This window comes from Streptococcus australis, assembly GCF_901543175.1.
Lineage (GTDB): Bacteria > Bacillota > Bacilli > Lactobacillales > Streptococcaceae > Streptococcus > Streptococcus australis_A.
The window spans coordinates 1,581,714-1,594,928 of the sequence record NZ_LR594040.1 but is presented as its reverse complement, the minus strand read 5'-3'; the positions used below and the strand labels follow the sequence as shown (position 1 = coordinate 1,594,928).

General features: G+C 43.0%; 10 protein-coding genes. 4 read left to right on the top strand and 6 right to left on the bottom strand.

The window, feature by feature from the left end:
• Positions 1-271: 271 nt before the first annotated feature.
• The 5 genes from FGK98_RS08230 to FGK98_RS08210 all read right to left on the bottom strand — a co-directional run bounded on the left by FGK98_RS08230 (position 272) and on the right by FGK98_RS08210 (position 3,039).
• On the bottom strand, positions 272-748 hold the full coding sequence (locus FGK98_RS08230; protein ID WP_138100778.1) for a glutathione peroxidase: 477 nt from the start codon (positions 746-748) through the stop codon (positions 272-274).
• The gene (locus FGK98_RS08225; protein ID WP_138100777.1) at positions 745-1,323 is read right to left on the bottom strand and encodes a DUF3278 domain-containing protein; all 579 of its coding nucleotides are present in this window, start codon (positions 1,321-1,323) and stop codon (positions 745-747) included. The genes FGK98_RS08230 and FGK98_RS08225 overlap by 4 nt, the downstream gene beginning before the upstream one ends.
• A 223-nt stretch (positions 1,324-1,546) precedes the next feature.
• On the bottom strand, positions 1,547-1,996 hold the full coding sequence (locus FGK98_RS08220) for a hypothetical protein (protein ID WP_061587543.1): 450 nt from the start codon (positions 1,994-1,996) through the stop codon (positions 1,547-1,549).
• Between the two features lie 290 nt (positions 1,997-2,286).
• Positions 2,287-2,829 carry a DUF3278 domain-containing protein gene (locus FGK98_RS08215; RefSeq protein WP_138100776.1) on the bottom strand — a complete coding sequence of 181 codons (543 nt, stop codon included), beginning with the start codon at positions 2,827-2,829 and terminating at the stop codon, positions 2,287-2,289.
• 15 nt (positions 2,830-2,844) lie between these two features.
• On the bottom strand, positions 2,845-3,039 hold the full coding sequence (locus tag FGK98_RS08210) for a helix-turn-helix transcriptional regulator (protein ID WP_001082470.1): 195 nt from the start codon (positions 3,037-3,039) through the stop codon (positions 2,845-2,847).
• 162 nt (positions 3,040-3,201) lie between these two features.
• Between FGK98_RS08210 and rsmH the strand changes: the two genes are divergently transcribed.
• From rsmH to mraY, 4 genes are read left to right on the top strand one after another with little or no spacing between them, the layout of a single operon-like run.
• Positions 3,202-4,152 (top strand): 16S rRNA (cytosine(1402)-N(4))-methyltransferase RsmH, encoded by a 951-nt coding sequence (gene rsmH, locus FGK98_RS08205; protein ID WP_129326416.1) that lies wholly within the window; start codon positions 3,202-3,204, stop codon positions 4,150-4,152.
• A 10-nt stretch (positions 4,153-4,162) separates the two neighbouring features.
• Positions 4,163-4,480 carry a cell division protein FtsL gene (gene ftsL, locus FGK98_RS08200; RefSeq protein WP_000840795.1) on the top strand — a complete coding sequence of 106 codons (318 nt, stop codon included), beginning with the start codon at positions 4,163-4,165 and terminating at the stop codon, positions 4,478-4,480.
• A gap of 3 nt (positions 4,481-4,483) precedes the next feature.
• Positions 4,484-6,739, top strand: coding sequence for a penicillin-binding protein PBP2X (pbp2x, locus tag FGK98_RS08195; protein WP_138100775.1), 2,256 nt, complete (start codon positions 4,484-4,486; stop codon positions 6,737-6,739).
• A gap of 1 nt (position 6,740) precedes the next feature.
• Positions 6,741-7,721, top strand: coding sequence for a phospho-N-acetylmuramoyl-pentapeptide-transferase (gene mraY / locus FGK98_RS08190; RefSeq protein ID WP_138100774.1), 981 nt, complete (start codon positions 6,741-6,743; stop codon positions 7,719-7,721).
• A gap of 67 nt (positions 7,722-7,788) precedes the next feature.
• Here mraY and FGK98_RS08185 read toward each other — a convergent pair whose 3' ends face one another.
• Positions 7,789-12,909: an SIALI-17 repeat-containing surface protein gene (locus FGK98_RS08185; RefSeq protein WP_138100773.1), complete on the bottom strand. Its 5,121-nt coding sequence runs from the start codon at positions 12,907-12,909 to the stop codon at positions 7,789-7,791.
• Positions 12,910-13,215 lie beyond the last annotated feature (306 nt).

Here is a 13,215-nt window from a genome sequence, read left to right as displayed (position 1 = left end):
TTAAGGATAAAAACTCTTTGATAATTTGTAAGCCACCTTACCTCCTGTGCATAAAGCGCTTTCATTTTAAGATAAAAAAATTTAAAAGGTCATTTCTCCCTTAAAATGACTGGAAACTTTTAATATAACAAATATACTAAATTAATAAAAGAATTGCAATAGCAAAAAAGAAAAAAATAAATATAAATTAAAGAAAATAAGTTACTTTTTAAAGAAAAAACGCATCCTTTCAAGGCTCAAACTAAATGAAAGGATACGTTTTAAAAAGAAATTAGAGTATTTTTTGGAGAAACTCTTGGATGGTTTTGGGGTCTGTTTTGGAAGAGAAGCGCTCAAGGACTTGCCCATCTCGGCCAATGAGAAACTTAGCAAAATTCCATTCGATTCGTTTTCCTAGCGGACCAGCTTTTTGGTCTTTCAACCAAACATAGAGAGGATCTGCTTCCTTGCCGTTGACCTTGACCTTGGCAAATCGAGGGAAAGTAGTCTGATAGTGTAGGCTGCAGAAGCTATTGATTTCCTCTGCGCTGCCGGGTGCTTGTCCCATAAATTGATTGCAAGGGAAATCCAAGATTTCAAAACCCTGATCTTGATAGCGTTCATAGAGTTCTTGAAGTCCCTGGTACTGGGGCGTTAAACCACATCCAGTAGCAGTGTTGACAATCAAGAGAACGTTACCACGATAACTCTCTAGGGAAGTTGCTTGGTTGCTTTGGTTTAAAACGGAAAAATCATATATACTGGTCATTTTTCTATATTTTCCTTATGCGTTACTGGTTCAGAGTGTTTTACCTCGTGTTCTGATAAAAAGGCGTAGGTCATGGTTCCAAAGATGGCTCCAATTCCCAAACCCAAGACTAGTAAAGGGAGCATTTTATCGAACTGGAAGAGGTTGTCCCAAAAGGTATCGAAGGGAAGATGCTGAACAAAGAGTTTGTGAAAGGCTGATAAGACAAACAAGCCAATTGGAATGCTGATGAATACACTCCAACTACGAACTTTGATCTGGCTTTTGCTGTGGCTTTTGTGATGGATTTCGGACTGGTCATCCTTGTCTAAATGTAAGTCGCGAACTGCTAGTCTCGCCCTAGATGCGAGGACGAAGATAAGTCCAAAATAGAGGTAAGGTATGGCATCTCGAACCAACTCTATGAAGCGTCCAAATAGGAGATAGAACAAGAAGAGTAGGAGGGAGGAGTAAACGATTTGGATCAAGGCACGGGCACAAGCCCTGTAAATCATCTCTTGACGACATTCATCAAAAGGCCCTTGTATGTGAAAGAATAGTTTGAGAAAGCGAGTGGTGAAATCTTCTTTTTTCATGGGAGTAACCTCCTAAATGAGCGATTTTTGATTGACTTCTTTAAAGAGTTGATAGAGAGTATAGAAGTAAATCAAGCTAAAAATAATACAGATTGTTAGAAATACTAGGGAAAACTTGATTCGGGCCATCAAATCTGAGTTTCTAGTTTAATAAGCTAGAAATTTTACAGATAAAAGAGCATCTCGTATAAACGAAATGCTCTTTTCTAGTTGTTGGTTACAATTAGCTTATTTTTTTTGCATAGAACACTTGCAAGCGTCCTGTATTTTCAACATAGTTCCCAACACCATCGTATTTTTTTTGGGCTTCCTTGTTTATCATTTGAAAAGTATTCAATTCATCCAAGCTAATTTCCCTGATATTTTTAAGTTTCAGCCAGTGATAATCTTGATCGTCTGCAAACAAGCTTGGAGCATAAACGGCAGCATCCAAAGGAGCTGATTTTTTATTAAAATATTGGTAAAGTACCAAATCAGCAATATAAGTAAATTCTTTACTCACAAGCAATATTTTACTTACTTTCGTAAGTTTTTTAGGATCCATTCTGTTACTCGTGCTGAAGTATACAGAGCCGACCTCGTTAGCTTTCTCTAAGTGCGCATCCAGAACTTCTTTTGCTGAGCAAATATCAATCCCGACTACCGGGAGAGCGACGCTATACGTAACAGCCATAAATTTGACCTCCAATAAATATTTATTTTCAGATATGCTAGAAACATACCAAATCGTACTAGTAAATCACTAGATAATATCTAGTGATTTACTAGATATATATAGTCTAGCATATTACTAGATAAAAATCAAGTGATTTTAAAAAATTTTTTAGTTATTTTATTGTTTAACTCCAAAATTCAACATTTCAGGAATTTTCCTCCCTTCAAGAACTTTTCAAGGTATAATCTAAAGATGCTGACAAAAATGTGACTGATTAGTAAAGTTACTAGTGATTTCATAGGTACCTCCTAATCCTCATCTTGATCTTTCTTAGTTTTTGCAATGCGACGGGAGATGAGAAGCTGTATGCTTGCTCCGAAGAAGAGGGTAGCTAGGATAGTTGATACAAAATGCCCTGTATTTAAAAGAGAACCAAGATAATCCTTGCTATCATCGGTTAGGACATTCAGAAGCGGTATTCCAAAGAACATGCCCATACCATAGATTAGACCGGCTTTTAGACCAGGAAAATGCAGTTGTTTACTTTCTTTCTTACTTAACATTTCGGGATCAATAGCTGTGATGCCCGTTTTCTTGGTTTGAGAGACCACATAGAGGGCAGCTATCATCGAAATGCCAAACACCACGAGAGGATAGCCGATAGCGACAATTTGTGGGTATTTATAAGCAAGGACAAAGGGGATGAGATTGCCAAATATCATCAGATAAAAGAGAACGATAAAGACCTGATTCCCGATACGATCGGCCTCGCGCCGTTTGTGTTCGTCAAGGGGGCCAGAAATGCCGTATGTGCGTTTGATGAGTTTTTCAGTGAGAGTTTCTTTTTTCATTTGTTTGCTCCTTTTTTAAAAATCGTCTTCCCAAAAGAGACTGTTGAGGTCAGTTTGGAGGCTGCGGGCGAGATTGAGGCAGAGTTCCAGAGTTGGATTGTACTTGTCATTTTCAATCATGTTGATGGTCTGTCTCGAGACACCGATATCTTTGGCGAGCTCGAGCTGGGAAATGCCCAGTTCCTTACGGAATTCTTTGACACGATTCATAGGGTCTCCTTTCTGATATGTCGCATATATTTGACTATATTATATTCTTTTGGAGGTAGGGTGTCAAGTATATGCGACATATTTTTGGGAATTTTTTTCGAAGAAACTTAGCCTTGTCTGACAAGTGCAAGCTGGTCAGATTTGTGGTAAAATAGATAGGATATGACAAAAGAATTTCATCATGTAACGGTCTTGCTTCATGAAACGATTGATATGCTTGACGTGAAACCTGACGGTATCTACGTTGATGCGACTTTGGGTGGAGCAGGCCATAGCGAATATTTATTAAGTAAATTGAGCGAAAAAGGTCATCTCTATGCCTTTGACCAGGACCAGAATGCCATTGACAATGCGCAAAAACGGTTGGCACCCTATATCGAAAAAGGGATGGTAACCTTTATCAAGGATAACTTCCGTCATTTGCAGGCACGTTTACAAGAGGCCGGTGTCCAGGAAATTGATGGAATTTGTTATGACTTAGGAGTGTCCAGTCCTCAGCTGGATCAGCGTGAGCGTGGCTTTTCTTATAAAAAGGATGCGCCACTGGATATGCGGATGAATCAGGAAGCTAGTCTGACTGCCTATGAGGTGGTCAATCATTATGACTATCATGACTTGGTTCGGATCTTTTTCAAATATGGCGAGGATAAGTTTTCTAAACAGATTGCCCGTAAGATTGAGCAAGCGCGTGAGGTGAAACCAATCGAGACAACGACAGAGTTGACAGAGATCATTAAGTCTGCTAAACCTGCCAAGGAACTCAAGAAAAAGGGGCACCCTGCCAAGCAGATTTTCCAGGCTATCCGAATCGAAGTCAATGATGAGCTGGGTGCGGCAGATGAATCCATCCAGCAGGCCATGGACATGCTGGCTCTGGATGGTAGAATCTCAGTCATTACTTTCCATTCGCTGGAAGACCGCTTGACCAAGCAGTTGTTTAAGGAGGCTTCAACAGTGGAAGTTCCCAAAGGCTTACCCTTCATTCCAGATGATCTTAAGCCTAAGATGGAATTGGTATCCCGCAAGCCAATCTTGCCAAGTGCCGAAGAGCTAGAAGCCAACAATCGTTCGCATTCAGCCAAGTTGCGCGTGGCTAGAAAAATTCACAAGTAAGAGGAAAAACATGGCAGAAAGAATCGAAAAAACAAGCCAGTTATTGCAAACGAAGTTTAAAGGTTTTTCACGTGTGGAAAAGGCCTTCTATGTTTCGATTGCTGCAACAATGATTATCCTGGCAATTAGCGTTGTGTTTATGCAGACCAAGCTATTACAAGTTCAGAATGAATTGACCAAGGTTAATGCTCAAATCGAAGAAAAGAAAACCGAGCTCGACGATGCCAAGCAAGAGGTCAATGAATTGATTCGTTCAGAACGTTTGAAAGAGATTGCAAACTCTAAGGATTTGCAACTGAATAACGAAAATATCCGAGCAGCGGAGTAAGAAATGAAACAGTGGAAAGAAAAAATCATCCGTTATGCCGTTCGTAATCGCAAATCTCCAGAAGAAAACCGCCGAAGAGTAGGGAAAAGCCTGAGTTTATTGGCTGTCATACTCTTCGCTGTCTTTTTGGTTAACTTTGCGGTCATTATCGGAACGGGTAAAAAATTTGGTAAGGACTTGGTTCAAGAAGCAAATAAGGTCCATCAAACAACCAAGACGATTCCTGCAAAACGAGGGACTATATACGATCGAAATGGGACACCTATTGCAGAGGATGCGACTTCGTATAATATCTATGCCGTTATTGACAAGACCTACAAGTCAGCAACAGGCAAAGTTCTCTATGTAGAGGATTCTCAATTTAATAAGGTAGCTGAAATTTTCCATAAGTATCTGGATATGGAGGAGTCCTATGTCAAAGAACAACTTTCTCAGCCAGATCTGAAACAGGTATCCTTTGGTACCAAGGGAAATGGGATCACCTATGCCAATATGATGGCCATTAAAAATGACCTAAAAACTGCTGGCGTTGAGGGAGTTGACTTTACAACAAGCCCTAACCGTAATTATCCCAATGGACAGTTTGCTTCTTCCTTTATCGGTTTAGCGCAACTCCATGAAAATGAGGATGGAACCAAACGTTTGATTGGGACATCAGGTTTGGAGAGTTCTTTAAATAGCATTCTTGCAGGTACAGATGGGATTATCACCTATGAGAAGGATCGTCTGGGAAATATTGTTCCGGGTACAGATCAAGCTTCCCAACAAACGGTGGATGGAAAGGATGTGTACACAACCCTTTCTAGTCCCTTGCAATCCTTTATGGAAACCCAGATGGATGCCTTTCAGGAAAAGGTAAAGGGCAAGTATATGACGGCTACCTTGGTCAGCGCTAAGACAGGGGAAATTCTGGCTACGACCCAACGGCCGACCTTCAATGCCGATACCAAGGATGGCATCACAAAAGACTTTGTCTGGCGTGATATCCTCTACCAAAGTAACTATGAGCCAGGATCCACTATGAAGGTGATGATGTTGGCCTCAGCTATTGATAACAACACCTTCCCCGGTGGCGAATACTTTAACAGTAGTGAGTTGAAAATAGCAGATGCGACCATTCGAGACTGGGACGTCAATGAAGGATTGACTAGTGGTGGCACCATGACCTTCTCTCAAGGATTTGCCCACTCAAGTAATATCGGGATGACCTTGCTTGAGCAAAAGATGGGCGATGCGACATGGCTGGACTATCTTAACCGCTTTAAGTTTGGGGTGCCAACCCGTTTTGGTCTGGCAGATGAGTACACAGGTCAATTGCCTGCTGATAACATTGTCAATATCGCCATGAGTTCATTTGGACAAGGGATCTCTGTCACCCAGACCCAAATGCTTCGTGCCTTTACAGCCATTGCCAATGATGGGGTTATGTTGGAGCCGAAATTTATCAGTGCCCTCTATGATCCAAATGACCAGTCTGTCCGCAAGTCTCAAAAGGAAATCGTCGGAAATCCAGTCTCAAAAGCGGCTGCATCCTCTACGCGAGACCACATGGTCATGGTAGGTACGGACCCTGTCTATGGTACCATGTACAACCACAGCACAGGAAAACCGAATGTCAATGTTCCGGGACAGAATGTTGCCCTGAAATCAGGGACTGCTCAGATTGCCGATGAGAAGAATGGGGGTTACCTGACAGGTGAAACCAATTATATCTTCTCTGTTGTGTCGATGCATCCTGCAGAGAATCCTGACTTTATCCTCTATGTGACGGTGCAACAGCCAGAGCATTATTCAGGCGTTCAGCTGGGAGAGTTTGCCAACCCAATCCTTGAGCGAGCTTCTGCTATGAAAGAATCCCTCAATCTTCAGTCAACTGCCAAGAGCTTGGATCAGGTCAGCAAGACAACAAGCTATGCTATGCCAGCTACCAAGGACTTTACGCCGGGTGACCTAGCAGAGGAATTGCGTCGTAACCTTGTCCAACCAATCGTTATCGGAACAGGAACCAAGATCAAGGAACTCTCGGTTTCTGAAGGAGATAATTTGGAAGCAAATCAGCAGATCTTGATCCTGTCAGATAAGGTCGAAGAAATGCCTGATATGTATGGATGGACAGATGAAAATGTGCAAACATTGGCCAAATGGCTGAATATAGAAATCGAGTGGGAAGGTAGTGGCAAAACGGTCAAGAAACAAAGTGTCCGTGCCAATACGGCCCTTAAAGACATTAAAAAAATGAAAGTAACTTTAGGAGATTAAGATGATTAGTTCCATTAGTGCTGGAATTCTTGCCTTTCTATTGACCTTGATAGGTATTCCAGCCTTTATCCGATTTTATCGAAAAGCACAGATTACGGGTCAGCAGATGCACGAGGATGTCAAACAACACCAAGCTAAAGCTGGGACTCCAACCATGGGAGGTCTTGTCTTCCTGATCGTTGCAGTAGTGGTGAGCTTTCTGGTTGCTCTCTTTACCCAACAATTGACCAATAATGTAGGCATGATTTTGTTTATCTTGGTTTTGTATGGTTTGGTAGGTTTTTTGGATGATTTTCTTAAGGTCTTTCGTAAGATCAACGAGGGCTTGAATCCCAAGCAAAAACTTGCTCTCCAACTGCTTGGAGGAGTGATTTTTTACCTCTTTTATGAGCGTGGTGGCGATATGCTTTCAGTCTTTGGCTACCAAGTACATCTGGGTATTTTCTATATCTTCTTTGCCCTTTTCTGGCTAGTTGGTTTTTCAAATGCGGTGAATCTGACTGACGGGATTGACGGCTTAGCAAGTATTTCTGTGGTGATTAGCTTGTCAGCCTACGGTGTGATTGCTTATATGCAAAATCAACTGGATATTCTTCTTGTGATTCTTTCCATGATTGGTGGTTTGTTAGGCTTCTTCGTCTTTAATCACAAGCCTGCCAAGGTCTTCATGGGTGATGTGGGAAGTTTGGCTCTTGGAGGGATGCTGGCAGCAATCTCTATGGCCCTCCACCAAGAATGGACCCTTCTATTGATTGGGATTATCTATGTCTTTGAGACAAGCTCTGTTATGATGCAGGTCACCTACTTCAAACTTAGTGGTGGGAAGCGTATTTTCCGTATGACACCTGTGCATCATCATTTTGAGCTTGGTGGATTCTCAGGCAAGGGCAATCCTTGGAGCGAGTGGAAGGTTGATTTCTTCTTTTGGGGAGTTGGACTTCTAGCAAGTCTCTTGACCCTAGCCTTTTTATACCTGCTGTAAATAACCTTTGATTCAAAAATAAAACAGGATGAAGTTGTTCTTCATCCTGTTTTTGTGTGCTTAAAGGTTAGTTGGAGTCATCCTTTCTTCCTTTTAACATAAAAGTGGCTGTGAGGGCAAGGCTGAGGCCTGCTAAGAAGAGGAGTGGGTTGGATGATTCTCCCGTTGCTGGAAGTTGTTCTTTAGGAGAATGATTTCCAGCTTTAGCAAGGCTAGGACTGGCTGAAAGGTCTTCAGCGCCGTGTGCCAAGGTTTCTACATCTGAAGTACTTGGTTTTTCCTCTGTGTTAGAGGTTGTTCCAGTAGCTTGATAGACGACAGCATAGGTACTGAAATGATTAGTGATGAATTCTACCTTTCCGTCTCGAACGGTGAAATCAAGGGCTTGCAACTCCTTGGTCGGAGTGATGTAGTAGATATTTTCTACGCTAGCTGAAATAGGCAAGCGAACCAGAACAGAGCCTTTTGGCTGCAAGCTATGATCGGTTGGATTTTTAAGCTGTAGGTCGTAAGCATCATAGGTCTTGCCAAAGAGTTCTTGAGCTAGGACACGTCGGCTAGAAACGTGAGAAATTCCTTCTAAGTCGCTGGCTCCACCGATGATTTCGACACCCGTCTTTTTATCTTTCAAGGTGCGTAACTGATACTCAGGTCGGATGAGGGTTGGAGCAGCCTGAACTCCACTAGTTCCGATAGGGTCAGTGTACTCAGGTTTTTCTACTATTGGAGCTTCTTCTTGCCCTGCAGTTCTGATAGGTTCGGTGTATTCAGGAATTTCAACAGTAGGAGCTTCCTCTTGCCCAGCAGTTCCGATAGGGTCGGTATACTCCGGAATTTCTACTGTAGGTGGCTCTTCTTGCCCTGCGGTTCCGATAGGCTCGGTATACTCAGGGATTGTCAGAGTAGGTGGTTCTTCTTGCCCCGCGGTTCCAATAGGTTCGGTATATTCAGGTTTTTCAACAGTAGGAGCTGGTTCGTCCCCCTTGCTTGTAGTTGGCTGACTCTCGTCAACTTTCTTCTCATCATTTTTAGTAAAGACGGCTACGACAGGACTGCTTGTTGTAGCTCCTTGGATAGCATAAGCTGCAATCGCTTTTCCAGCTTGTCGATCAGTGGTATCAGGGATTGGGATTTGCACCTGATTGTCTTTGATAGCCAATAGGGTTTGCTCTCCACTTGTAACCAGATGCGTTTCGTCCACTTTGCGCAAGACCAGAGGGTCTTTGACACCTGGGAAGGTTACAGCGATGGCTTCCCAATCTCCAGCTGGTAGGCTTAAGGAAATTTCTTTGTCATTTTCCTTAAGAGGCGCGATGCTAGGACTATCTATACCAACAGCTGGGGCTTTGATAATATCAAAGGAGTCTAGAGAAATTTTCTTGCGGCCTTCTGGCGAATCTGGGTCAACTTGTAATGTCAGGGTGTGCGGACCGTCAGTAAGATTTGTAAATTCGCCAATAAAGGCTCTCTTTTCAGTTGCACCTGAAGTATAGAAATCTAGGCTTGGCATTTCTTTGCCATCTAGTGTAACACGTGCTCGTCCAAGGGCAAGGCTCTTCAAACCATAGATACGAATGCCCGTCCCTGTAAAGGAAATGGTTGCCTGAGCTTCTGAAGTAGTACTTGGGTCGCTGTTGTTGATATCAGCGTATTTTTCCGTGCCTTCGTAGAGTTCAGGGTCAGACCAGTCCTTAAATTGAGAACCATACTGGATGCGAGGGTCGCGATCATCCATCTTTTCAATCGTGTTGCCTGTTCCTGCTAGAATCTTGAAGTAGTCTAATGAAATTTTCGAGCGCTCACTACCACGTCCTTTGTGCTCACGTTTAACAGTAAGAGTCAATGTGTGAGGTCCGTCAGATAATCCTGTGAAGCGACCGATGAGACTACCTTTTTCAGTTGCCCCAGCAGTATGGAAGTCAAGCTCGCCGACTTCTTTGCCATCAATTTTAGCAGTAGCAAGACCTAGTTCGGACGATTTTAGTCCATAGATTTCGATACCAACACCAGTGAAAGGAATGGTGGTAGTGATGTCTTCGTCTGTGTAGTCCCCTTTTGAAAGGTCAGCAAATTTTTCTGTTCCTCCGAATAATTCTGAGTCTGCCCAGTTTCCAAAGGCAGCTCCGTACTGGATACGGCCGTCTCGATCATCCATCAATTCACTAGGGGGTTCTACAGTTGCTTGTTCAGAGACTTGTGCAGAAACTTCGCCCAGCATAGCTTTGACGGTGTAGGTATAGGCGAGTTGCGGATCTAGTGATCGGTCGATAAAGTGGGTTTGATTGGTTACAAATTCTCTGGTCGCAGAGGTTTGGCCAGACGCGTCTTTCATGTGTCTTTGGATGACATAGTGGGTAGCACCTTCTACTTGGTTGAAGGTGAGTTCGGCAGTGACTCCATTTTGTCGAACTGCTGTCAGACTGGTTACACGACCAGGGAAGTGTTCAAAGGTAATGACGTCACCTTTTTGCGTTGCCAGTTGGATGCGGCCATCTTTGAGGATAGTTGCCTTGACTGCTTTGCCATTGATCTTAACCTGACTGGCTTCGATATTTGGATAGTCTACAACTAGATCTCCACCGACATTTGAAAGGAAGGACAAGCTTTGAAGGTTTTTATCTTTCCACTTCATGCTGACTTCAAAGTTACCACGGGCAACCAAGCCAGAAACCTGACCGTCTTTCCATACATCTGGAAGGGCTGGCAATGGTGCAATATAGCCGGTATGAGATTGCAGGAGCATTTCTGCCATCCCACTAGTTGCTCCAAAGTTTCCGTCGATTTGGAAAGGCGCGTGGGTATCCCAAAGGTTTTCTAGGGTTGAGTATTTGAGCTGTTCAGCGAGTAAGCGATGGGCACGGTTACCGTCCAAGAGACGAGCCCAGAGGTTGATTTTATTGGCCTTAGACCAACCAGTTCCACCATCTCCACGGTGATTGAGGGTAGCACGCGCAGCTTCTAGGTATTCAGCTTGATCTTTGCTAAAGAGCGTACCAGGGAAGAGCCCAACTAGATGGGAAACGTGGCGGTGGTTGTTTTCAATCCCTTCATTAGTGAATTGCGGGCTGTCTTCTTCGTACCACTCCTTGATACGCCCCTCATTGTTGATGTGAAGGGGTTTCAGTTTGTCAAATTTAGCCTTGACCTCTGTGACTAAGTCTTGGTCGACTTTCAGATGGTTGGCGACCTCCATGTAGTCATGGAATAGCTGCCAGACTAGCGATTGGTCAAAGGTATTTCCAATCGTGATGGTCCCGTGTTCTGGTGAGTAGGATGGAGAAGATACCCAACGGTCACTGGCCTGGTCATAGTGCAAGAAGGAGTTCCAGAACTTGGCAGTCTCTTTCAACATAGGATAGATCTTTTCTTTGAGATAAGTCTCATCCTTGGTGAATTTATAGTAGTCATAAACATTCTGCATCATCCAGGCATTAGCTGCTGGCGACCAACCCCAATAGTAATTCCAACCAGGAGTAGTCCAGCCAAATGGTGTGGCCTGGGTGTGAACCAGCCAACCATTTTCTTGCCCGTCTTTGGATTCGATACCAGCATATTCTTTGGCAGCGATACGGCCGTAGTAGCGCATGTCGTCAATATAATTGATCATTGGCTTGGCTGTTTCAGCAAGGTTGCTCATGTAAGCTGGCCAGTAATTCATTTGCAAATTGACATTGAGGTGGTAGTCAGCGTTCCAAGGTGGATTGTCTACAGCATTCCAGACTCCTTGTAGGTTGGCAGGAAGGGCGTCTGTCCGATCACGAGACGAACTAATCAGTAGATAACGACCATATTGGAAGAAGAGTTCTTCCAGTTTTTGCCCTTTGCTAGGGTTATAGCTTTGAAGGGCTTCTTTTGTCGTTTGAGCAGTCTTGCTTCCACCTAGATTTAGTTTGATGCGATTAAAGAGACTTTGATAATCCTTGATATGGTCTTGCTTAAGTATCTCGTAGTCTTTGGCCTTAGCTGCTTCTACAATACCCTTAACCGTTTTTTCGAGATCAATGTCTTTTCGATAGTTGGTTTTAGGATTTTGAGCAAAGTTAGTCTTGGCGCTGAGATAGAGGGTCGCATAGCTTGCACCTGTAACGGTTAGAGTCTCATTCTGAACAGTGACGGTTCCGTCTGTTTTAATTCCTAAATAGGATGCAAATTTGAGGCCGTTATCTTTGACAGTTCCCTTTAGAAGGATTCCATGTTTATCTGTTGTAACATGTCCGTTTTTATAGTTGGAATATTCCCAAGAGTAATCACCATTAGCAAGCAAGTCCTCAGTCAAGCTGTTCCAAAGAGTAAAGTCAAGCGTCTTGTTTCCTTTTTTAGTCAAGTGGGTCACGGTGACATCATCAGGATAGCTGGAGAAGGTTTCGCGTTTGAAGGTCGTTCCATCTTGGGTGTAAGAAGTAGTCGTAGTGGCCTCTGTGATATCCAAACCACGGTGATAATCTGTTACGGTATCCAGACCCTTTTTCTGGTTATTGAAGACCATGAAAATATCACCAAAGGCTAGGTAGCGACCATATTGGGCATTATTAGGCCCAACTAAATTTTGTTCAGCCAGTTGTTTGGCTTTTTGGCGGTCTCCATCTTCAAGAGCCTTACGAATTTCTGCTAAGACCTTGTAGCGATCCTTGTAATTCCCACCATTATAGTCGGTGCTATCGGGCTGGGGACCACCAGACCAGAGAGTCTTTTCGTTGTACTGGATTCTTTCTTCACCAATTAGACCAAAGACCTTGGCTCCCATTTCTCCGTTACCAACTGGGAGAGCTTGTTTTTCCCACCCATTATAGGAGGGAGCTGTTGGCTGATCGTAGTTGAGTTGATAGTTTTCTTGCTTTGTCACGGGGAGCTCGGTCTTTTCATTCTCCTTGTTTTCGTTTGATTCAACAACAGGCTCAGAACTAGTTTGAGCATTTGTGGCTTGAGTTTCTTCAGCAGTCCTGCTTTCGGTACTTGGGTTCTCAACTAGAGCTGGTTTAGTGGCCTCAGTCGGTTCAATCTGCTCTGATCTACTATCAGGTTTAATAGTAGTTTCGACAATACTTGGATCATTTTGCTGCACTTCAATACCATCAGCAGAGACTGTATGACTAGATAGAAAAACAGCTCCCAGCAAAACAGAAGCAGTCCCAACCGTCAGTTTGCGGATGCTATAGCGACAGGATTTCTCCCAAAATCTTTTGTCCATAGAAATCTCCTTTATGTTTTTGGAACCGTTTACATTTTATAAAACAAATCCCTATATTTTTGTTTCTATTCAAATCCCATTCTACTGATTACCTATTTTTTGTCAAGAGGTTTCTAGTGAAAAACATATTTGAGATTGCTTTTTCTTAAAATAGTAGAGAAAAGAGAGGACGGGGGAGAATTATTCGTAATTTCATAGTTCATTCTGATTGTAAGACTAGCTTAGAATTAGCTTAACCCCCTCCCTGAAAGCGTAAAACAAACTAGTCAGAAAAGTCACTTTATGGTATAATATAGAAGACTCAAA